The sequence below is a fragment of the Flavobacterium crocinum genome, from assembly GCF_003122385.1.
GTDB classification, from domain to species: Bacteria; Bacteroidota; Bacteroidia; order Flavobacteriales; family Flavobacteriaceae; genus Flavobacterium; species Flavobacterium crocinum.
This window is the reverse complement of record NZ_CP029255.1, coordinates 4,152,407-4,174,411: the sequence shown is the minus strand read 5'-3', so window position 1 is coordinate 4,174,411 and position 22,005 is coordinate 4,152,407. Positions and strand designations below refer to the sequence as shown.

The following is a 22,005-nucleotide window of genomic DNA, read 5'->3' as shown; positions in this document are numbered from 1 at the left end:
TAGAAATTCCAAATTCCAAATTCCAATTGCCTTAAATAACAAACATGACTAAAGTAATAACACATTCGCTTTTTACCGATTTTGATATAGATTTATTCAAAGCCGGAAAACACTTCAAATTACATGAAAAATTAGGAGCACATTTACTTGAAGTTAATGGAGTAAAAGGCGTTTATTTCGCTGTTTGGGCTCCAACAGCACAGTCAGTTTCCGTTGTTGGTGATTTTAATTATTGGACACAAGGAGAACATAATTTAAATGTTCGCTGGGATTCCTCGGGTATCTGGGAAGGCTTTATTCCTGAGATTTCTAAAGGAGCGCTTTACAAATATAAAATTCAATCGAATATTGACGGAATTGTAACTGAGAAAGCCGATCCATTTGCGCGTTATTGTGAAAAACCGCCGCATACAGCTTCTGTAGTTTGGGATTTAGACTATAAATGGAAAGATGAAAATTGGATGCATAATCGTCAGAATTATAACGCTTTAGATAAACCTTATTCTGTTTACGAAGTACATTTAGGTTCCTGGAGAAGAGCAGATCACAATCGTTTCCTGACTTATCTGGAATTAGCTGATGATTTAGTTAAATATGTAAAAGAAACAGGTTTTACGCATGTTGAGTTTATGCCAGTAATGGAATATCCTTATGATCCATCATGGGGATATCAACTGACAGGATATTTTGCTCCAACTTCCCGTTTTGGAAAACCTCAGGACTTTATGGTTTTGGTAGATCGATTACATCAGGAAGGAATTGGAGTGATTCTGGACTGGGTTCCTTCACATTTTCCGGATGATGCACATGGTTTAGGTTATTTTGATGGATCGCATTTATATGAACATCCGGATCGTAGAAAAGGTTATCATCCGGATTGGAAGAGTTTAGTTTTTAATTATGGAAGAAATGAAGTTAGAGCTTTTTTAATTAGTAATGCTGTATTCTGGCTTCAGAATTATCATATTGATGGCTTGCGGGTTGATGCCGTTGCTTCGATGTTGTATCTGGATTATTCCAGAAAAGATGGGGAATGGGAAGCCAATATTTTTGGAGGAAGAGAAAATTTAGACAGTATCAGCTTTCTTAAAGAATTTAATGAAGTAATTTACGCTAATTTTAATGGAGTTCAGACTATTGCAGAAGAAAGCACTTCGTTTCCGATGGTTTCAAGACCAACTTTTGCGGGAGGTTTAGGTTTTGGTATGAAATGGATGATGGGCTGGATGCATGATACTTTAAAATATTTTGAAAAGGAAACAGTATATAGAAAGTACCATCAGAATGAATTGACTTTTTCGATGACTTATGCATTTACAGAAAATTTCATGCTTCCGTTTTCTCATGATGAAGTGGTTTATGGAAAAAAATCTCTTATCTATAAAATGCCTGGCGATGAATGGCAACGATTTGCCAACTTAAGATTGCTTTACGGCTACATGTTTACACATCCAGGAGCAAAACTATTGTTTATGGGAGCCGAATTTGGGCAAACCAATGAATGGAATTTCGAACAAAGTCTAGACTGGCATTTACTACAATATGATTTTCATTCCGGAATTAAGAAATTGATTACAGACCTAAATCATTTGTATAAATCGAATCCGGCTTTGTATGAAAAGCAATTTTCAGGAGAAGGTTTTGAATGGATTAACTATTCTGATCATCAAAATGCAGTAATGTCTTATATCCGTAAAGGGAACAATGCAAATGAAGATTTAGTTATTGTTTGCAATTTTACTCAATTAGTTAGAGAGAATTACAGAATTGGAGTTTCAAGAACAGGAAAATTACAAGAGATTTTTAACAGCGATGCTTCAGTTTATGGCGGAAGTGGTACAGGCAATAAAAAACTATCAAAAATAGATTCCATACCTTACGATGGGAGAGATTTTTCAGTAGAACTAATTTTGCCGCCTTTGGGCGTAACGGTATATTCTTTCGTTTAGAAAAAATCTTACAGTTATTTTCAGAAGTACCATTTTGTCATTTTAGGCTTCTAAAATTGACAATTTCTTTATTTTTTAAGCTATAATTTAAGACTAAGTCAGAAAAAACGTTTTCGTTAATAAACCTTTTATTCATAGGGCTTTAGTAACTTTTTTTGTATGTTTGAAATAGAGATTATTGTTAAAATTAATTCATTGGCGATATGATTACAAACACATCATTAGAATACAAAGGAGATTTATATCCATCAAAAATTGTCTCTTACGAACACGAAGGAGATTCTGTTTCCTTTCATACAGACAATAAAGTAATTTTGAAAGTTACCATTCTTAGAGACAGTTTAATTCGATTTCGCTTTACTACAAAAGGTTATTTTAGCAATGACTTTTCATACGCAATTGATAAAACGCAGCTTCATGGCTACAATTTTCTCGAAGTTACCGAAGAGGAAACTTATTTCCAGATCAGAACCAGTAAAGTAAAATGCAAAATACAGAAAGCAGACCTTCGTCTGGCTGTTTATGATCTAAACGATTTTTTAATTCTTGAAGACGAACTTGGTTTTCATTGGGAAGAAAGCTACGAATACGGTGGAAACATCGTAAAAATGAGTAAATTCTCTAAAGACGGTGAATGTTACTATGGACTAGGAGACAAAGCAACTCAAATGAATCTAAAAGGTAAAAGAGTTGAAAATTTCGCGACAGACCAATATGCTTATCAAAAAGATCAGGAGCCTTTATATAAGGTAGTTCCGTTTTATATTGGCTTGCACAACAAACAATCCTATGGGATATTCTTCGACAATACTTTTAGAACTTTCTTTGACTTCTGTCAGGAAAGAAGAAATATTACTAGTTTCTGGGCAGAGGGTGGCGAAATGAATTATTATTTCATTTATGGCCCTCAAATGCAGGATGTGGTAACAACTTATACGGATTTAACAGGGAAACCTGAATTACCTCCTCTTTGGGTTTTAGGATATCATCAGTGTAAATGGAGTTATTATCCGGAAAGTAAAGTAAAAGAGATTACTTCGAAATTTAGGGAACTTCAAATTCCATGTGATGCCATTTATCTGGATATTGATTACATGGATGGTTTTAGATGTTTTACATGGAATAAAAATTATTTCCCAGATCCTAAAAAAATGGTGACTGAATTAGCCGAAGACGGATTTAAAACAGTTGTAATCATTGATCCGGGAATCAAAATCGACAAAGATTATTGGGTTTACAAAGAAGCTTTAGAAAAAGACTATTTCTGTAAAAGAGCAGACGGCCCTTATATGAAAGGTAAAGTTTGGCCAGGTGAATGTAATTTTCCGGATTATACAAATCCTGCAGTAAGAGAATGGTGGGCAGGTTTATTTAAAGAATTAATTGCAGATATTGGTGTAAAAGGAGTTTGGAATGATATGAATGAACCTGCTGTTATGGAGGTTCCAAATAAAACTTTTCCAATGGACGTTCGTCACCTGTATGACGGAAATCCTTGTAGTCATAGAAAAGCTCATAACATTTATGGAACACAAATGGCAAGGGCAACTTATCATGGCGTAAAACGATTTGCTTATCCAAAACGTCCTTTTGTAATTACCAGATCTGCTTATTCTGGAGCTCAACGTTATACATCATCCTGGACAGGTGACAACGTGGCTACATGGGAGCATTTATGGATTGCTAATATTCAGGTACAGAGAATGTCAATCTCAGGAATGGGATTCACAGGTTCAGATATTGGAGGTTTTGCAGAACAACCAACAGGCGAATTATATGCGCGTTGGATTCAGTTAGGTGTTTTTCATCCATTTTGCAGAACACACTCATCCGGAGATCATGGAAATCAGGAGCCTTGGTCATTTGATCAGGAAGTAATTAATATTACAAGAAAATTTGTTAGTCTTCGTTATCAGTTGTTACCTTATTTGTATACCATGTTCTGGCAGTATATTGAGGAAGGTATTCCAATGTTAAAACCTTTGGTTTATTACGATCAGGATGATACACAAACACATTACCGCAATGATGAATTTATCTTTGGAAACCAGATTTTGGTTTGTCCAATTCTTGAACCTAATGCTGTAGGTAGACGTATGTATATTCCCAGAGGTGAATGGTATAACTACTGGACAAATGAATTTTTTGTTGGTGGAAGAGAAATCTGGATCGACACTAAATTTGATGAAATTCCAGTTTTTATAAAAGCAGGCGCTATTATTCCAAAATATCCGGTTCAACAATATGTTGGCGAATTAGAGTTTGATGAATTAACGCTGGACGTATATTATAAACATGGTAAAGAAAAATCACAAGTTTATGAAGATGCGCAAGATGGTTATGATTATAAAAAAGGTCGTTACAGCTTTTTATCATTAAGAACTATTGGAAAAGAAAAAGAATTAATTATACAATTGCACAAAGAAGGTAAATATGATACGCCATATAGCAAGTATAAAATTAACTTAATCGGTTTGCCATTTAAGGTAAGTGAAATCGAAATCGACAATGAAAAGATCGAATTCGATAAAATAAGTTTTGAATCAAATAAATTCTTAATTGTTGATAAAGAGTTTAATGAGCTTCATATTATTGGTGAGTAGTTAAAATTCTGATAATTTTTTGACTTATTGTATAAAATAATAATTTGTAATAATTGTATTTTTGTTCGAAAATAGCTCGAATTATGAAAAAATATTTGTTTTTAGGGGTTTTCAGCAGTCTTGTTTTATCTTGTGCAACAAATCCGATAACAGGAAAACAAAACCTTAATTTTGTTTCAAATAGCGAATTGTTTCCAACTTCATTTCAACAGTACAGTACTTTTTTGTCTGAAAACAAAGTGATTACCGGAACAGCAGATGCAAAACTTGTCGAAAATGTTGGCTATAAAATAAAAGCGGCTGCCGAAAAATATTTAGCATATTTAGGACAATCACAATATTTAAAAGATTATCGTTGGGAATACAAATTAGTAGATAATAAAGAAGTTAATGCCTGGTGTTTACCAGGAGGGAAAATTGTGGTTTATTCCGGAATTCTGCCTATAACTCAAAATGAATCGGGTTTGGCAACTGTAATGGGGCACGAAGTTTCACACGCTTTAGCTAATCACGGTGCTCAGAGAATGAGTGCTGCTCAATTGCAACAAATAGGTGGAGCAGTATTAGATGCTGCAACGACCAATAAGTCTGCTCAGACAAGAGAAATTTTTTCACAGGCTTATGGTATGGGAACAGAAGTAGGAGTGATGCTTCCCTTTAGCAGAAGTAATGAAAGTGAGGCTGATAAAATTGGTTTGACTTTAATGGCAATTGCGGGATACAATCCGGAAGACGCTGTTTCTTTTTGGGGTAGAATGGCTGCAAAATCAGGTGCATCCGGTACACCTGAATTCATGAGTACTCACCCTTCTGACGCTACCAGAATTGCGAATATAAAAGCCTTAATTCCGGAGGCAAAAGCTATTGCGCTTAAAGTTGGTACGATTAAATAAAACCAAGTTTGAAAATATAAATTCTAAAAGCTACTCATTGTTGAGTAGCTTTTTTTATTTTTATCATAGTTCATAATTTAATAATGTATGAATTAAATATTTTCTATTTGATTATGATAAAAAATAGATAAATTCGTAGCCTATTAACAAAACCATTTCTATGAAAAACCTACAAAAGGGAGATAAGAAACTTTTAAATGCCTGGGCATTTTATGATTGGGCCAATTCAGTTTATACTTTAACAATTGCTTCAGCAGTATTTCCAATTTTTTACGAAGCCTTATTTAGTGATCGCGATCATTATATTGATGTTTTTGGAATGCATCTTAAAAATTCAGCGTTAATCAGTTTTATTACAGCTTTTGCTTTTATGGTAGTATCATTTATTTCGCCTTTACTATCAGGAATTGCAGATTACGTTGGAAATAAAAAATCTTTCATGAAATTTTTCTGTTATTTAGGAGCTTTATCCTGTATGGGATTATATTGGTTTGACCTGGATAATATTTATGTTGGATTATTATTCTATTTTCTCGGATTATTAGGTTATTGGGGAAGTTTGGTTTTTTATAATTCATATCTTCCGGATATTGCTTTTGAAGAACAACAAGACAGAATTAGTGCTAAAGGATATTCTTTGGGATACATAGGAAGCGTTCTTTTACTGGGAATCAATTTATGGATGATAATGGGAGCTGAAAATGATGCTGCAAGAATGGAAGCTATGCGTTATTCTTTTGTGATGGTAGGCGTATGGTGGATTTTATTTAGTCAGTATACTTATTATTATTTGCCAAAAGGAAGTTCAGAAAAGAATCAGAAATTAACAAAAGATGTTGTATTTAATGGTTTTAAAGAGTTAAAAAAGGTTTGGGGTTTATTGAATGATAATGTGCCATTAAGAAGATATTTAGGAGGTTTTTTTGTTTCAAGTATGGCAGTACAAACTGTAATGTTGGTTGCTACTTATTTTGGAGCACAGGAAATTCAATGGTCCTCAAAAGAGGAAAGTACAATTGGTTTAATTTTTTGTATTTTATTAATTCAAATAGTAGCTGTTTTTGGCGCTCTTCTTACTTCAAGAGCTTCGGCTAAATGGGGAAATGTTCCTACTTTAATTTTTATTAACGGTATTTGGGCTGTATTTTGTGCTATGGCTTATTTTATGACATTGCCACTTCATTTTTATATCATGGCGACTATTGTCGGATTTGTAATGGGAGGAATTCAGGCATTGTCACGTTCCACATATTCAAAGTTATTGCCTGAAACAGAAGATACTGCTTCGTTTTTCAGTTTTTATGATGTGGCAGAAAAAATCGGAATCGTGATCGGAATGTGTGTTTACGGCATTATTGACCAGATTACAGGTAGTCCGAGAGCGGCAATTGTAATTTTAGCAATTTTCTTTATAACGTCAATTTTCCTTTTAAGAAGAGTTCATAAAAAAGACGTTTCAAATTAACGAAACGTCTTTCATAATACCGGTATCACGAATTGCAGTAATTATTTGATTGATGATAGTTTTTGTAATTCGTGATACTTTTTTTATAATTAACCTTTTGTAATAGTTCCCGATCCTGATACTTTTACATCTTTCTTTTCAGGATTTCCTATATATTTAATATTGCCGGAACCCGCAACTCTTGCTGTTATACTTTCGTTACAAGTTACTTTACTGTTTCCTGAACCCGAAACATTTGCATCTACAACTTTAGATTTTAAATCAGAAGCATCAATATCTCCTGAGCCCGAAAGTTTAGTTGTAAATTTATCGGCAGTTCCTTTTAAATTGATGTTTCCTGATCCGCTCACACTTAAGTCTAAGTTATTTGCATCAACAGGTAGAGTAAAATTGCCTGAGCCTGCTAATTTAATTGCAAAGTTTTCACTCTTAATAACATCTTTTGATTTTATATTTCCAGAGCCCGCTAAACTTAATTCAGAAATTTTCTCAAACGGAACCGTGATTTGAATTTTCTGACCTGAACTTGGACGAATTTGCGTTCCTTTTTCGACATAAATTTTTAGGTCACTTCCCTCAACTTCAATTTTTACTGCAGCCAATAGATTTTCTTCGCCCTTAACAGTAATTTTTCCCTCTTTTCCTGCAATTAAATCTACATCGAAGAAGCCTGCTATTTTAATGCCATCATAATCAGTTGTTGTTCTCGTTTCGGTAGTCACTTTACCATTTCCTTTTACTGTTTTTTTGTCAGTAGACCATTGTGCGTTAACTATTGTGCTTACAAAAAGTGAAGCTACAGCCACAAGTAAAATTGATTTTTTCATTGCTTTGATTTTTAGATGATTATTTTTTTACTAAAGAAATGTTTCCATAGTTTGAATTGATATTAATTTTATTTTGCCCTTTTTTTCTGTAAAAACCAGCAATTCTTTTACTATTGCTCTTGGTTTCAGAAGTAGAAATCTCTAAGGTATTATCATGCTTAATGTTTGAATATCTTGCTGAAATATCAAAATCAAAAGCATAATTAGCAGCGTAACCAAGTGAAATATCTGTATATCCTGAATTTATACTTACATTTCCTGCTTTCTCATTCAGAGTTCCAATGCTAATTTTACTGTAATTAGTATCCATGGTGAAGTTGCTCGAAATTTCATCAATAAAAATTGTTAAGTAGTTTCCGGAACCATTTAAGGAATTTATTTTTTGGAATTTAAAAGTTCCGTAATTACAATCATATTTGATATTATCTCCATCTCCAAGATTTACATCTGTGTAGCTTGCATTTAAATTTAGATTTCCGGAATTGTTAATTTTTAGGCCAGAATATCGCGCATTAATGTTTCCTGCTTTGATGTAATCAATACTTGAGTTTTGACAATAAGCAATTTCTATCTGATTACCGGATCCGTTTAGTTTGCCTAACGTTACTTTTCCGTATTTACAACTTATATTAGAATTTCCTTCTAAGTTTAAAGTAGAGATATTACCATATTTATTGAATAGTTTTGCAGAGCCGTTTTTAGGAATTTTAATAACATAATTGATTTCAAAGCTGTTATTACTTCCTTTGCTTTTTAAAGTAGAACTACCAAGATTAGTTACTGCCGAAACCAGGCTTTTAAGAGCTGTAATATCTACGTCAATACTATTTAAACGTTCGTTAACCCAGTTTTCATTTGGACCGTTAACTTTAATCGTAATATCTAAATCAATTTTATCTTCATCCCACGTAGATACAGAAATATTTCCATATTTGTTATCAATGTCAATTCCTGCGTTTGAGTTTACGATATATGTTTTTTTGATGTTTTTTTGTTTGGTAACAAAAGTATCATCATTTGAAAATCCCAGAAAAGGAATTAAAAGGAATAAAATTAGTAAGTTATAATGTTTTCTCATTTGATGTGTTTTTTAATTTTTCGTTGTCTTCAATTCTTTGCAGAACCGTTTGTAAAAAAGAAATCCTAGTTTGCAGATTGCTGATCATAGCATAAATAATCTGCTTGTTTTCACCATTTTTCTGTAGTTCGTTAATGATTTTTTGATAATCTGCGTCAAAGGTTTTCATTTGATTTAACGCATCATTAATAATCTGTTCGTTTTCCGGAGAACTTTTTTCTTTTAATTTAACCAGTTCATTGTCAATCAGGATATTGAAAATAGAATCAGTACGTTTAGTTTCTTTTGAAGCAAATTTGAATTCTTTTGGCTTTTCGTTTTTGTAAAAAAGTGATACACTAATCATTAAGACAATGGAAGCAGCAATTGCTGTTGCAAACCAATACTTTTTCTTAGGAGTTTTTCCCCTTTGATTTAATTTTTGAAGAAAATCCATTTGATGATCCGGATTTAACTCCTGAATATCCCATTGATTTTCGAATTTGCTGAATAATTTGTCTAAATTGTCTTTTTCATTTTTCATAATTCCAATTCATTTTATATTTCTTCCAATCTTTTTCTTAAACTATCTTTTGCTCTGCTCAGAGTTGTCCTGCAATTGGCATAAGAAATACTTAAAATTTCGCAGATTTCTTCCTGATCATAACCTTCAATGTAAAGCAGTGTCAAAACCATTCTGTAACTGTCTTTTAATTGCAGTATAGTATCCAGAACCTGTTTTACTTTCAGATTGTTTAAGTCGATATTGTCAGAAACAATTCCATCATTTTCTTCGATTTTGTAAAGTTGTTTACTTATGTCTTCAACTTGAAAAGAATTGTTTTTCTTGTAAAAATCGATACTATAATTGATGATTATTTTTTTTAACCACGCTCCAAAAGCCACTTCTTGTTTATAGTCATTGATTTTTGTAAAAGCCTTTAAGAATCCTTCCTGCATGACGTCTTGTGCAAAATGTTCATCTTTTACAATACGATAAGCAACGTTATACATCGCCTTGCAATAGCGATTGTAAATTTCAAACTGCGCTTTTTGATTGTTGTTTTTGCAAAGCGCAATTAATTCTTCGATATTTTGGTTGTTTTGACTCAAGTAATGGCTTTTGGTTTTTTATAAAGGACTTTGCTAATTTGGGTTTGTTACACTTTACAGAAAATAATTTCAATTTTTCTGTGTTTTTTTACCGTTTTTCTAATTTATGACTTTTTAAATAATTGATAGACAATGTTTTTTGTTTAATCTTGTTTCGAAAAAATAGCTAATAAATTTAATTTAAGAATGAATTACTCCTGAATTTAAATTATATATTTGAATGAATTTTTAGATAATTTTTTATGAAAAATATTTTTACTTTATTTCTGTTGCTATTTCTGGCGTCTTGTGTAAATGATAATGATGGAACAACACAAAAACTACCCTCAATAACTACTGAAGGAAAAAATACTTTCGGATGTAAAACAGATGGAGAGACTTTTTTGCCTAAAAGTTCAGGAGGTTTTAGTGCTGGCTACAAAACGCCCATATTATCAGCAAAATATTACGAATCAAAGAAAATAATCGGCAGCGAAATTAAGTCAGACTATAATTTGGTGATACTTGCCATAAACGAATTGACTCATAAAAATATCTATATAACATCATTAAATAATGACAAACCAATAGAAGAGGGTAAAATTTATCCAATTACAATTGAAAAAAATAGCTTGTTTCATGCCGAATATTCCTGTCCTAAATCTAGTGCCAGCCCCTTTGACATTTATACATTTAAAACAACTGAAGACTACAGCGGCGAGCTGAAAATAAACAAAATTGATGAAGTGAATTTAATAATTTCCGGTACTTTTTTCTTTGATAGCATTGATAGTTTCAATAATAAAACGGCAGAAATTAGAGATGGAAGATTTGATATCAAATATACTCCGTACGATTAGTAAATTACATATTTTGAATGTTTCCCTTCTTTTGAAGAGTTTATAAGTATTTACAAGCTGTCTTTTTTGGTTTTGGCATAATGATTGTCTATTTTTATGGCCTGTCTTGTAAATAAAGAGTTTGTAGCAAATTTGAGCTTTTAGATCTTTATTTACACCCAGACTTAAAAATTTAATGACAAAACGACTTATATATTATCATGTCAAATCATAAAATACTTACTATTGACAATCTGTCACTTCAGGAATTTGATTCAGAAGCAGAATTAATCCCTTTGTTAACTCCGGAAGACGAAGAAGAAATGAATAATGAAGAGCTTCCTGTTTCTCTGCCAATTTTACCTTTACGTAATACTGTTTTATTTCCTGGAGTGGTTATACCAATTTCTGCTGGAAGAGATAAATCTATTAAACTGATTAATGATGCTAATGCCGGAGGTAAAATCATCGGTGTTGTATCTCAAATCAATGAAGAAGACGAAGATCCATCAAAAGATGATATTCATAAAATAGGAACCGTAGCTCGTATTTTACGTGTTTTAAAGATGCCTGATGGAAATGTCACTGTAATTCTTCAGGGGAAAAAACGTTTTGAAATTGACGAAGTTGTTACCGAAGAACCATACATGACAGCAACTATCAAAGAAGTTGCAGAAGAACGTCCAGATGAGAATGATTCTGAATTTACAGCTATTTTAGATTCTGTAAAAGAACTAGCGATTCAGATTATTAAAGAAAGTCCAAATATTCCTTCTGAAGCGACTTTTGCCATTAAAAATATTGAAAGCCAGTCGTTTTTGATCAATTTTGTTTCTTCTAATATGAATTTATCTGTAAAAGAAAAACAAGGTCTTTTGTCGATAAATGGCTTAAAAGAACGTGCTTTAGAAACGTTGCGTTATATGAATGTTGAACTTCAGAAATTAGAACTGAAGAATGACATTCAGTCAAAAGTTCGTTTCGATTTAGATCAGCAACAACGTGAATATTTCCTTCATCAGCAAATGAAAACCATTCAGGAAGAATTGGGTGGTGTTTCTCAGGAAGAGGAGATGGACGAAATGGGCTTAAAAGCCAAAACAAAAAAATGGGATGAAAAAACGCAAAAACATTTCGAAAAAGAATTGTCAAAAATGCGTCGTATGAATCCTCAGTCTCCTGATTTTGGAATTCAAAGAAATTATCTAGAGTTGTTTTTAGAATTGCCTTGGGGCGAATACTCTAAAGATAAATTCGACCTGAAATTTGCACAGAAAGTTTTAGATAAAGATCACTTTGGATTAGAAGAAGTGAAAAAAAGAATGATTGAACATTTGGCAGTTTTAAAATTGCGAAATGATATGAAATCTCCGATTATTTGTTTAACAGGGCCTCCTGGAGTTGGTAAAACTTCTATCGGACGTTCAGTAGCTGAAGCTTTAGGACGTGAATATGTTCGTATTTCATTGGGTGGATTACGCGATGAAGCAGAAATTCGCGGACATAGAAAAACCTACATTGGAGCAATGCCAGGAAGAATTATCCAGAGTTTGAAAAAAGCTGGAACTTCAAATCCGGTATTTATTTTAGACGAAATTGATAAATTATCAAGCGGAAATAGTGGTGATCCATCTTCAGCTTTATTAGAGGTTTTAGATCCGGAACAAAACAGTGCTTTTTATGATAATTTCCTTGAAATGGGATACGATTTATCAAAAGTAATGTTTATTGCGACTTCCAATAATATGGCAGCTATTCAGCCTGCTTTACGTGACAGAATGGAAGTGATCAAGATGTCAGGTTATACTATTGAAGAAAAAGTGGAGATTGCAAAAAGACATCTTTTTCCAAAACAATTAGAAGCCCACGGATTAACAGCAAAAGATTTGACAATTGGTAAAAAACAATTAGAAAAAATCGTTGAAGGTTATACAAGAGAATCCGGTGTTCGTAATCTGGAAACTAAAATTGCACAGGTAATCAGAAATGCTGCAAAATCTGTTGCTATGGAAGAAGAATACAATAAAAAAGTTACAGATGAAGATATTGTAGCTATTTTGGGTGTTCCAAGATTAGAGCGTGATAAATATGAAAATAATGATGTAGCAGGTGTGGTGACAGGTTTAGCCTGGACCAGTGTTGGTGGTGATATTTTGTTTATCGAATCCCTGATTTCAGAAGGAAAAGGAGCTTTGACCATTACAGGAAACCTTGGAACTGTAATGAAAGAATCCGCAACTATTGCTTTAGAATATATTAAAGCTAACGCTAAGAAATTAGGTTTAAGTACTGAGATTTTTCAAAAATATAATATCCATCTGCATGTTCCTGAAGGAGCTACTCCAAAAGACGGACCAAGTGCCGGTATTGCAATGCTGACCTCTTTAGTTTCTCTTTTGACTCAGAAAAAGGTGAAGAAAAGCCTTGCTATGACAGGGGAAATCACTTTACGTGGAAAAGTTTTGCCTGTTGGCGGAATCAAAGAAAAAATCTTAGCTGCTAAAAGAGCAGGAATCAAAGAAATTATCCTTTGTCACGAAAACAAAAGCGATATCGATGAAATTAAAGCGGAGTATTTAGAAGGACTTTCTTTTCATTATGTAAAGGAAATGAGTGAGGTTTTAGCAATAGCTTTGACAGATCAAAGTGTTAAAAACGCAAAAACACTGAAATAAACTTTGGTTTTAAATTCCAATTTTTTTTAAATTCCAAATTCCAACTCTAAGTAAATAGAATGGAATTTGGATTTTTTTTATTGGAATTTTTATTGCCTCTAATTTCATTTTTGGTGCTATATAATTTTATCTTTGCTTTACGTTATACCCATATAGGAGCGTTCCACAGACATGTTTAAACAGATCGTTTTATTTTTTTTGTTACTGATTTGTACGGCTTCGTTCGGACAGGTCGGAGGACGTTACACTTATCAATTTTTAAATTTGACAACTTCACCAAGACAAGCGGCGTTGGGAGGAGATATTATAACGATATACGACGAAGACGTTAATCAGGCTATGTCTAATCCGGCTCTTATAAATGCGGATATGGATAATCATCTTGCAATAAATTACGGGAGTTATTACGGGGAAGCATCTTATGGAACAGCTTCATACGCTTACACTTATGACAGACATTTGCAGACTTTTTACGCGGGTGTAAGCTATGTCAATTATGGTTCTTTTGAAGGTTATGATGAAAACGGACAGGCAACCTCTAACTTTACAGGAAGTGAAGGAGCTCTTACCGTAGGATATGCGTACAACGTTCCTTATACAAATCTTTTTATTGGTGCAAATGCTAAGCTAATTACATCTTCATTAGAAAGTTACAATTCTATTGGAGGAGCGGTTGATTTAGGGGCTTTATATGTAGACGAAAGAAATGATATCAATTTTGCTTTGGTATTTCGAAACATTGGGACACAATTTACCACGTACTCCGGAATAAAAGAAAACTTACCATTTGAAATCGTTGCCGGAATTTCACAGGAATTAGAACATGTGCCAATTCGTTGGCATCTTACCTTAGAAAATCTGCAACAATGGAATATTTCTTTTTCTAATCCTAATCGGGGAGAAACCAATATAGATGGTTCTACGAATCCGGAAAAAGTTTCATTTTTTAATAACGCGCTTAGACACGTTGCTTTTGGTGTAGAACTTTTCCCTAAAAGAGCATTTAATTTACGTGTAGGTTATAATTTTAGAAGAGGAGAAGAATTACGGGTTGATGAACAACGCAATTTTTCGGGAGTTTCATTAGGTTTTGGACTAAAATTAAATAAGCTGAAATTTAACTATTCATATTCCAGATATACATTAGCAGCTAACACAAGTCTTTTTGGTCTAATTATAAATTTTCAGTAGTAAAAAATAAATACAGACATAAACTTTTTATTATCTAGTACTTAAGTGTTTTTTAGATAGTAAAAAGTTTTTTTTCTTTAAAGTTAATTTGAAATTTCAATAGGTTGAATATTTAGTATTAAGGTTTTATTTTTTAGATACAGAAAATATCTTCCTTAATAATATAATGTAAGATATAAAAGAAAGATGGCTACATTTGCAGTAGTAATACAACGATAAAATCCTTTATTGTTTGTATTGAAAATCTGAATAAGAGTAAACATTTAAAAATAAAAAATTGAAAAAAATTACTATTGCTATCGATGGATTTTCATCAACAGGTAAAAGTACCTTAGCAAAACAATTGGCAAAAGAATTGGAATATGTATATGTAGATACAGGAGCTATGTATAGAGCTGTAGCTTTTTTTGCTATGCAGAATAATTTAATTGGATCTGACTTTTTTGATAAAGACGCTTTGATTAATGCATTGCCAAAAATTCAGCTGGAATTTAAATTTAATTCTGAATTAGGTTTTGCCGAAATGTATTTGAATGGTGAAAATGTAGAGAAACAAATTAGAACAATTGAAGTTTCTAATTTTGTGAGCAAAGTAGCGGCTGTTTCCGAAGTTCGTTCAAAATTAGTAGAACAACAACAAGAAATGGGAAAAAACAAAGGCATTGTTATGGACGGAAGAGATATTGGTACTGTAGTTTTTCCAAATGCCGAACTTAAAATATTTATGACTGCCAGCGCTGAAACCCGCGCACAAAGACGTTTTGATGAATTACAAGCAAAAGGTGATAATGTGTCTTATGAAGAAGTCCTTAAAAATGTAGTGGAAAGAGATAATTTAGATTCAACTAGAGAAGACTCTCCGTTAGTTATTGCAGAAGATGCTATTGAAATAGATAATTCTTACTTAAATAGAGAAGAACAGTTTGCTGCCGTTTTGGAATTGGTGAATGATGTTGTTAAAACAGCATAATTTTTTGCAAATATTATTTTTAATGGTAGTTTTACCGCTTCATTTTTACTAAAGACAAATTTATTATATGGGTATTAAAAACAGATTGATTTTAATGAGCTTTCTACAATTTTTTGTTTGGGGAGCCTGGCTTATAACAATTGGAAATTATTGGTTTGGTACAAAAAACTGGGAAGGAACTCAATTTGGACTAGTTTTTGGAACCATGGGAATCGCTTCTCTTTTTATGCCTACACTTACAGGTATTATTGCCGACAGATGGGTAAATGCTGAAAAACTGTACGGTGTTCTTCATATTCTTTATGCAGCTGTTTTATTTGGAATAGCTCAAGTTTCAACTCCTGATACTTTTATTATAGTAATGCTTTTAGCAATGTGCTGCTATATGCCAACAATCGCTTTAAGTAATTCTATTTCTTATACTTCGTTAAAATTAAACAATAAAAATATTGTAAAAGATTTTCCGCCAATCCGTGTTTGGGGAACTATTGGTTTTATTGTTGCCATGTGGATTACTAATTTAAGTGGGAGTAAAGCAACAGAATATCAGTTTTATATTGCCGGAGCCGGAGCTTTAATTTTAGGACTATATGCTTTTACGTTGCCAAAATGTGAGCCACAGCGCTTGATTAAAGAAAATGCAACCTGGATTGAGACTTTAGGATTAGAGTCGTTTAAGTTGTTTGGAAATTACAAAATGGCTTTGTTTTTTGTTTTTTCTATGTTTTTAGGAGGAGCGCTTCAGTTAACAAATGCTTATGGAGATGTTTTCTTAGATGAGTTCAAACATTTTCCAAAATATGCAGATTCTTTTGTGATTAAATATTCGACTATTATTATGTCAATTTCTCAGGTTTCTGAGACGTTATTTATATTAGCAATTCCGTTTTTCTTAAGACGTTTCGGAATCAAACAAGTTATGCTGATTAGTATGCTGGCTTGGGTTCTTCGTTTTGGATTGTTTGCTTTTGGAGATCCTGTTGGTGGTTTATGGATGATTATTTTGTCATGTATTGTATACGGAATGGCATTTGATTTCTTTAATATTTCGGGTTCGTTATTTGTAGAAAGCAATACAGATTCTAAAATTCGTTCTTCGGCGCAAGGATTGTTTATGATGATGACAAATGGAGTAGGAGCAGTCTTAGGAAGTTTGACTTCTGGCTGGGCAATTGATCGTTTCTTTACAAAATCGTTTGTAAATAGCAGTGAATTAGCTGGATTTTTACAAACTGATGCTGGAAATGAGAAAATGATAGAATTTGTAAAAGGACAAGGAAATTCCATTTCTGCAGATGGAATCTTTTCAAATCCGGTTTTAATGAAAGACTGGCATACGATCTGGTTGTCGTTTGCGGCTTATGCATTAGTGATTGCAATTGCTTTTGCTGTTTTATTTAAACACAAACATGACCCGAAGGAGATTGAGAATTTAAGTCATTAAAATAATATTTGATCTTTTTCGACGTTAGGAGGTTGAAGAAGTAAGACAAATTAAAATTAAAAAATACCACAAAGTTTCTATTTATAGAAACTTTGTGGTATTTTTGTTATGTATAAATTGAATGAAATATTTTGAAACTAAATTTTTAGAAGAAGCGCGGGAATTTATATTAAAATTGGATGCAAAGATTAGTGAGAAAATTTTATATCATATTGATTTAGCAGAAAAGAAACAAGATCCTAGATTATTTAAGAAGCTTAGTGATGACATTTGGGAATTTAGAATTAGGTATACGATAGTTCAAATTCGACTTTTAGAATTTTGGGACAAAACTAATAACAAGAAAACTTTGGTTATTGCAACTCATGGTTTGATAAAAAAGATTGATAAAGTGGCTGGAAGTGAAATTGAAAAAGCTAATAAAATTAGAATGAAATATTTTGAAAATAAAATATATTAGTTATGGCAAAGAAAGAAATAAAGATGTATTCGCTTTCTGAAATGAAAGATGAAGTTATTGGGAAAATTGGAACTCCTGAAAGAGATCAATATGAATACGAACTTAGTATGGAGTTATTAGGAAGGATGATTAAAACTGCTAGAAAAGAAAGAAATCTGACCCAAAACCAATTAGGTGAATTGGTTGGTGTGAAAAAATCACAAATTTCAAAACTGGAAAGTAGTGCCAATAGCGCAACAATAGATACGGTTATAAAAGTTTTTAAAGCATTAAAGGCAGAAATAAGTTTTAATGTAAAAATTGAAAATCAAAGTTTGCAAGTGTCATAAAATCTTTGTCAAAGTTTTAAACTTTTGCAAAGATAGTTGGATATAGTAAACCCAGTAGGTTTCTAAAACCTGTTGGGTTTCGCTTTTCTAGGTTCTTATGAAAACAAAACGTTCTAATCTAGCCCCGATAGAAGTGGAAATCCTTTTGTGCCGGCGTTCGGTACAAAAGATTGTAACGGATAGCGGGACTGAACGTCTTAAAAAACCTAAAATCTTCTGCTCCTTAACAAAATCACTGATAATCAGTCTGAAAATATTTTGTAATTCCAAATATTTGTAGTAATTTTGCAGACCTTTTGGTAGAGAAGAGTTTCCATTAGGAATCAACCATTTATGTAAAACAACTTCTGTATTTTCTATCGCATAGAGAAACTCGAGAAAAACAGAATACAAATTTTTTTATCAGCATGTCTGAACAAACAAAATCACAAGAAGAGTTTTTAGCAAATTTTAACTGGCACAATTTCCAAGAAGGAATCGATGCAGTAGATGAGAAAAACTTGCAAGAGTTTGAGGAACTAGTATCAAAAACTTTCATCGCTACAGATCAAGAAGAAGTAGTTGAAGGAGTTGTAGTTAGAATTACAGATAGAGACGTTATCGTTGATATCAATGCTAAATCTGAAGGTGTTATTTCTTTAAACGAATTTCGTTACAACCCAAATTTAAAAGTAGGTGACAAAGTAGAAGTATTAATCGACATCCGTGAGGATAAAACAGGTCAATTAGTATTATCTCACAGAAAAGCACGTACTATCAAATCTTGGGATAGAGTTATTGCAGCTAATGAAACTGGAGAAATCGTTAACGGTTTTGTTAAATGTAGAACTAAAGGAGGTATGATCGTTGACGTATTCGGTATCGAGGCGTTCTTACCAGGATCTCAAATTGACGTTAAGCCAATTAGAGACTACGATGTATATGTAAACAAAATGATGGAATTCAAAGTGGTAAAAATCAACCACGAATTCAAAAACGTTGTTGTATCTCATAAAGCGCTTATCGAGGCTGATATTGAAGTACAGAAAAAAGAGATCATCGGTCAATTACAAAAAGGACAAGTATTAGAAGGTGTTGTTAAAAACATTACTTCTTATGGTGTGTTCATTGACTTAGGTGGTGTTGACGGATTAATTCACATTACTGACCTTTCTTGGAGCAGAATCAACCACCCAAGTGAAGTTCTTGAATTAGACCAAAAATTAAACGTTGTAATCCTTGATTTCGATGATGAGAAAACAAGAATTCAATTAGGATTGAAACAATTAAACGCTCACCCATGGGATGCTTTAGATGCTAACTTAACTGTTGGTGATAAAGTAAAAGGTAAAGTAGTTGTAATCGCTGATTACGGTGCATTTATCGAAGTTGCTGAAGGTGTTGAAGGTTTAATCCACGTTTCTGAAATGTCATGGTCAACTCACTTACGTTCTGCTCAGGACTTCGTGAAAGTTGGAGATGTTGTTGAAGCAGTTATCTTAACTCTTGACAGAGATGATCGTAAGATGTCATTAGGTATCAAACAATTGACTCAAGATCCATGGACTGACATTACTTCTAAATACCCAGTAGGTTCTAAACATACAGGTATCGTTAGAAACTTCACAAACTTTGGTATTTTCGTAGAATTAGAAGAAGGAATTGATGGATTAATCTACATTTCTGACCTTTCTTGGACTAAGAAAATTAAACACCCATCTGAGTTTGTAAATGTTGGTGAAAAACTTGATGTTGTTGTATTAGAATTAGATGTTGAAGGACGTAAATTATCTTTAGGTCACAAACAAACTACTGCTAATCCTTGGGATCAATACGAAGATTCTTTCGCTGTAGGAACTATCCACAATGGAGAGATTTCTGAAATCGTTGACAAAGGGGCTACTGTAGAATTCGGAGATGATATCGTTGCTTTCATTCCTACTCGTCACCTTGAAAAAGAAGACGGAAAGAAATTGAAAAAAGGCGATACTGCTGATTTCAAAGTAATCGAGTTCAACAAAGAATTCAAAAGAGTAGTTGCTTCTCACACTGCTATCTTCCGTGAAGAAGAAGAGAAAAACGTGAAAGCTGCTGCTGAAACTACTACATCTGCATCTACAAACGCACCAGCTGCGACTTTAGGTGACAACAATGATGTATTAGCTGCTTTAAAAGCTAAAATGGAAAAAACTGAGAAAAAATAATTCTTAGCTTTTTTATAAATAGAAAGTCCCACAGTGATGTGGGACTTTTTTATATTAAATAATTTTAGGTTTTATTTGGTTCAAGTCAAGTCTGTCCATTCGAGAGAAGTCGGGAAATTTTCATGCTGAATTTAATTAGAAGCAAGTAATTTAGCTTCTTCCGGAGTAAAATCATCAACAACAGAATAAGTGTTAATTCCAGCAATTTTCATTTCGTCTAAAATTTCAACTAAATTCCCGTAGTTAGATTTTTTACTTGGTTTAATAACAACTATAAGTCCGTTATTTGGCTTGCCTAACTGAGCAGAATATTCTAATACTTTTTTATTTCTTTCAAATATTTTTTTTCTAATTCCGTTTTTCCCATATCCTACTTCTTTTGGTGAATCAATGGGAACAAATAATAATCCTGTATAAGTAATAATTCTGTCATTGTCATCTAAAAGTATTGTCATGTTTCGATTCTCGTCTGTCATATAGCATCCTCGACGTTGATCTTCATCGATACAATCCGGCCTTCCAAACTCCATAATCTTTGACTTCGATAATTCTCCAACCAACATAAAAAATATAATTAGCAGAAAAGAAACACTGACCATTGCAGTTAAATCAACACGTGAACTAAGTTTTTTACTTCGTACTTTTTGAGGTAGGTTTTTCATAAAGATTAATTATTTAATTTGAAGCTAATAATTTAGATTCTTCTTCAGTAAAATCATTTACGATCGCATAAGTATCAATTTTTCCAATAGCCATTTCATCTAAAATATCAACTAAATTTTTGAAATTACTTTTTTTGCTTGGTTTTATAATTACGATGGGACCGTATTTTGGCCTTCCTATTGCAGCGGAGTATTCTCGAATTAAATTACTTCTTTCTAACAATATTTTACGGATACCATCATTGTCATAACCTACTTTTGTTGGCTCTTTTATAGGACTAAAGAAGAGACCTGAATACGTAATTATTTTATTATTATCGTCTAATAAAACGGTTATGATGCGATTTACATCTACGTTGCCACATGTGATAACGTGACGGTATGCTTCATCATTATATTTTTCTGGCAAACTCAAATCAACAACATTTGGTTTTCGTAATTCGGTTGCAACCATAAAAAATATTATCAGCAAAAAAGAAACGCTGACCATTGCTGTTAAATCAACTCGCGAACTAAGTTTTTTACTTCGTACTTTTTGAGGTAGGTTTTTCATGGTGAATAGGTTTTGAATCTAAATTTAATAATAAAAAGAATGCAAAATTCAGTTGCTTCTTTAAAATAATCAAAAATAATTTTAAAGATTAAACCTTTGTTTTTCAATAGATATTGCAATTTTTTCAATGTTATTTTTCAATCTTTTAATTTTTCGCAAAACCAAAACAATTATATCGCCGTAAATGACTTTATAACTTAAAAAAATTAATTATGAAAACTACAAAAATTTTAGCTACAGTAATTTTAGCTTTGGCATTCGGATTTACATCATTCGCTCAAAAAACGGTAATGGTGGGTGGAGCAGCCATGTATCCGAATAAAAATATTATTGAAAATGCTGTTAATTCAAAAGATCATACCACATTGGTTGCAGCGGTAAAAGCGGCAGATTTAGCTGAAACTTTAAAAGGGAAAGGTCCATTTACAGTTTTTGCACCAACAAATGAAGCTTTTGATAAATTGCCAAAAGGAACAGTTGAAACATTACTAAAACCCGAAAATAAAAAAATGCTTCAAAACATTTTGACTTATCATGTTGTTGCAGGAAAATGGAGTAGTGCAGATATTGCAAAAGCGATAAAAGCAGGAAAAGGTAAAGCCACTATAAAAGCAGTAAATGGAGGTACGTTAACAGCCTGGATGGAAGGTAAGGACTTGTACATCACAGACGAAAAAGGAAATAAATCGAAAGTAACAATTGCAGACGTTAATCAGTCCAATGGAGTTATTCATGTAGTTGACGCTGTGCTAATGCCAAAGAAATAATTATATCAAAAACAAAGCTAACACTTTTAAAAGCTCAGGATTCTTT

General features: G+C 32.6%; 19 protein-coding genes. 13 read left to right on the top strand and 6 right to left on the bottom strand.

All coding sequences use genetic code 11. The annotated features are described in order from the left end of the window. Positions 1-44 precede the first annotated feature (44 nt). From glgB to HYN56_RS18555, 4 genes are all read left to right on the top strand, one after another. Entirely contained in the window at positions 45-1,949 is a 1,905-nt protein-coding gene (glgB, locus tag HYN56_RS18570; RefSeq protein WP_109193542.1) for a 1,4-alpha-glucan branching protein GlgB, read from the top strand. 203 nt (positions 1,950-2,152) lie between these two features. Further along, positions 2,153-4,552 (top strand): glycoside hydrolase family 31 protein, encoded by a 2,400-nt coding sequence (locus tag HYN56_RS18565; RefSeq protein ID WP_109193541.1) that lies wholly within the window; start codon positions 2,153-2,155, stop codon positions 4,550-4,552. 83 nt (positions 4,553-4,635) lie between these two features. Further along, positions 4,636-5,445, top strand: a complete 810-nt coding sequence (locus HYN56_RS18560) for a M48 family metallopeptidase (protein WP_109193540.1) — start codon at positions 4,636-4,638, stop codon at positions 5,443-5,445. Between the two features lie 160 nt (positions 5,446-5,605). After that, positions 5,606-6,910, top strand: a complete 1,305-nt coding sequence (locus tag HYN56_RS18555; RefSeq protein ID WP_109193539.1) for an MFS transporter — start codon at positions 5,606-5,608, stop codon at positions 6,908-6,910. An 89-nt stretch (positions 6,911-6,999) separates the two neighbouring features. On the opposite strand, the gene HYN56_RS18550 is transcribed toward HYN56_RS18555, so the two are convergent. From HYN56_RS18550 to HYN56_RS18535, 4 genes are read right to left on the bottom strand one after another with little or no spacing between them, the layout of a single operon-like run. Continuing rightward, positions 7,000-7,737, bottom strand: a complete 738-nt coding sequence (locus HYN56_RS18550) for a head GIN domain-containing protein (protein WP_109193538.1) — start codon at positions 7,735-7,737, stop codon at positions 7,000-7,002. Between the two features lie 19 nt (positions 7,738-7,756). Continuing rightward, a complete protein-coding gene (locus HYN56_RS18545) occupies positions 7,757-8,815 on the bottom strand; it encodes a DUF4097 family beta strand repeat-containing protein (RefSeq protein WP_109193537.1) in 1,059 nt (352 codons plus the stop codon). Then, positions 8,799-9,338 carry an anti-sigma factor gene (locus HYN56_RS18540; RefSeq protein WP_109193536.1) on the bottom strand — a complete coding sequence of 180 codons (540 nt, stop codon included), beginning with the start codon at positions 9,336-9,338 and terminating at the stop codon, positions 8,799-8,801. The genes HYN56_RS18545 and HYN56_RS18540 overlap by 17 nt, the downstream gene beginning before the upstream one ends. Positions 9,339-9,352: 14 nt before the next feature. Further along, on the bottom strand, positions 9,353-9,907 hold the full coding sequence (locus HYN56_RS18535; RefSeq protein WP_109193535.1) for an RNA polymerase sigma factor: 555 nt from the start codon (positions 9,905-9,907) through the stop codon (positions 9,353-9,355). A gap of 242 nt (positions 9,908-10,149) precedes the next feature. Between HYN56_RS18535 and HYN56_RS18530 the strand changes: the two genes are divergently transcribed. From HYN56_RS18530 to rpsA, 8 genes are all read left to right on the top strand, one after another. Continuing rightward, positions 10,150-10,746, top strand: a complete 597-nt coding sequence (locus HYN56_RS18530; protein ID WP_109193534.1) for a hypothetical protein — start codon at positions 10,150-10,152, stop codon at positions 10,744-10,746. A gap of 200 nt (positions 10,747-10,946) precedes the next feature. Further along, on the top strand, positions 10,947-13,400 hold the full coding sequence (gene lon / locus HYN56_RS18525) for an endopeptidase La (protein ID WP_109193533.1): 2,454 nt from the start codon (positions 10,947-10,949) through the stop codon (positions 13,398-13,400). Positions 13,401-13,571: 171 nt separating this feature from the next. Then, the gene (gene porQ / locus HYN56_RS18520) at positions 13,572-14,591 is read left to right on the top strand and encodes a type IX secretion system protein PorQ (RefSeq protein ID WP_109193532.1); all 1,020 of its coding nucleotides are present in this window, start codon (positions 13,572-13,574) and stop codon (positions 14,589-14,591) included. A 277-nt stretch (positions 14,592-14,868) separates the two neighbouring features. Next, positions 14,869-15,561 (top strand): (d)CMP kinase, encoded by a 693-nt coding sequence (cmk, locus tag HYN56_RS18515; RefSeq protein WP_109193531.1) that lies wholly within the window; start codon positions 14,869-14,871, stop codon positions 15,559-15,561. 67 nt (positions 15,562-15,628) lie between these two features. After that, a complete protein-coding gene (locus HYN56_RS18510) occupies positions 15,629-17,005 on the top strand; it encodes a nucleoside permease (protein WP_109193530.1) in 1,377 nt (458 codons plus the stop codon). Positions 17,006-17,126: 121 nt separating this feature from the next. Next, positions 17,127-17,465, top strand: coding sequence for a type II toxin-antitoxin system RelE/ParE family toxin (locus HYN56_RS18505; protein ID WP_109193529.1), 339 nt, complete (start codon positions 17,127-17,129; stop codon positions 17,463-17,465). A 2-nt stretch (positions 17,466-17,467) separates the two neighbouring features. Continuing rightward, entirely contained in the window at positions 17,468-17,794 is a 327-nt protein-coding gene (locus tag HYN56_RS18500; protein ID WP_109193528.1) for a helix-turn-helix domain-containing protein, read from the top strand. Positions 17,795-18,201: 407 nt separating this feature from the next. Then, positions 18,202-19,977, top strand: coding sequence for a 30S ribosomal protein S1 (rpsA, locus tag HYN56_RS18495; RefSeq protein WP_109193527.1), 1,776 nt, complete (start codon positions 18,202-18,204; stop codon positions 19,975-19,977). 131 nt (positions 19,978-20,108) lie between these two features. Here rpsA and HYN56_RS18490 read toward each other — a convergent pair whose 3' ends face one another. Both HYN56_RS18490 and HYN56_RS18485 read right to left on the bottom strand, forming a co-directional pair. Next, positions 20,109-20,639 carry an ExbD/TolR family protein gene (locus HYN56_RS18490; protein WP_109193526.1) on the bottom strand — a complete coding sequence of 177 codons (531 nt, stop codon included), beginning with the start codon at positions 20,637-20,639 and terminating at the stop codon, positions 20,109-20,111. Between the two features lie 13 nt (positions 20,640-20,652). Then, on the bottom strand, positions 20,653-21,192 hold the full coding sequence (locus tag HYN56_RS18485) for an ExbD/TolR family protein (RefSeq protein WP_109193525.1): 540 nt from the start codon (positions 21,190-21,192) through the stop codon (positions 20,653-20,655). 212 nt (positions 21,193-21,404) lie between these two features. Between HYN56_RS18485 and HYN56_RS18480 the strand changes: the two genes are divergently transcribed. Next, positions 21,405-21,959: a fasciclin domain-containing protein gene (locus HYN56_RS18480; RefSeq protein ID WP_109193524.1), complete on the top strand. Its 555-nt coding sequence runs from the start codon at positions 21,405-21,407 to the stop codon at positions 21,957-21,959. Positions 21,960-22,005 lie beyond the last annotated feature (46 nt).

Excerpts from the sequence above, each read along its gene's own strand:
- glgB (WP_109193542.1), top strand. The coding sequence starts at position 45 with ATGACTAAAGTAATAACACATTCGCTTTTTACCGATTTTGATATAGAT.
- HYN56_RS18565 (WP_109193541.1), top strand. The coding sequence starts at position 2,153 with ATGATTACAAACACATCATTAGAATACAAAGGAGATTTATATCCATCA.
- HYN56_RS18560 (WP_109193540.1), top strand. The coding sequence starts at position 4,636 with ATGAAAAAATATTTGTTTTTAGGGGTTTTCAGCAGTCTTGTTTTATCT.
- HYN56_RS18555 (WP_109193539.1), top strand. The coding sequence starts at position 5,606 with ATGAAAAACCTACAAAAGGGAGATAAGAAACTTTTAAATGCCTGGGCA.
- HYN56_RS18550 (WP_109193538.1), bottom strand. The coding sequence starts at position 7,737 with ATGAAAAAATCAATTTTACTTGTGGCTGTAGCTTCACTTTTTGTAAGC.
- HYN56_RS18545 (WP_109193537.1), bottom strand. The coding sequence starts at position 8,815 with ATGAGAAAACATTATAACTTACTAATTTTATTCCTTTTAATTCCTTTT.
- HYN56_RS18540 (WP_109193536.1), bottom strand. The coding sequence starts at position 9,338 with ATGAAAAATGAAAAAGACAATTTAGACAAATTATTCAGCAAATTCGAA.
- HYN56_RS18530 (WP_109193534.1), top strand. The coding sequence starts at position 10,150 with ATGAAAAATATTTTTACTTTATTTCTGTTGCTATTTCTGGCGTCTTGT.
- lon (WP_109193533.1), top strand. The coding sequence starts at position 10,947 with ATGTCAAATCATAAAATACTTACTATTGACAATCTGTCACTTCAGGAA.
- porQ (WP_109193532.1), top strand. The coding sequence starts at position 13,572 with ATGTTTAAACAGATCGTTTTATTTTTTTTGTTACTGATTTGTACGGCT.
- HYN56_RS18510 (WP_109193530.1), top strand. The coding sequence starts at position 15,629 with ATGGGTATTAAAAACAGATTGATTTTAATGAGCTTTCTACAATTTTTT.
- HYN56_RS18505 (WP_109193529.1), top strand. The coding sequence starts at position 17,127 with ATGAAATATTTTGAAACTAAATTTTTAGAAGAAGCGCGGGAATTTATA.
- HYN56_RS18500 (WP_109193528.1), top strand. The coding sequence starts at position 17,468 with ATGGCAAAGAAAGAAATAAAGATGTATTCGCTTTCTGAAATGAAAGAT.
- rpsA (WP_109193527.1), top strand. The coding sequence starts at position 18,202 with ATGTCTGAACAAACAAAATCACAAGAAGAGTTTTTAGCAAATTTTAAC.
- HYN56_RS18490 (WP_109193526.1), bottom strand. The coding sequence starts at position 20,639 with ATGAAAAACCTACCTCAAAAAGTACGAAGTAAAAAACTTAGTTCACGT.
- HYN56_RS18485 (WP_109193525.1), bottom strand. The coding sequence starts at position 21,192 with ATGAAAAACCTACCTCAAAAAGTACGAAGTAAAAAACTTAGTTCGCGA.
- HYN56_RS18480 (WP_109193524.1), top strand. The coding sequence starts at position 21,405 with ATGAAAACTACAAAAATTTTAGCTACAGTAATTTTAGCTTTGGCATTC.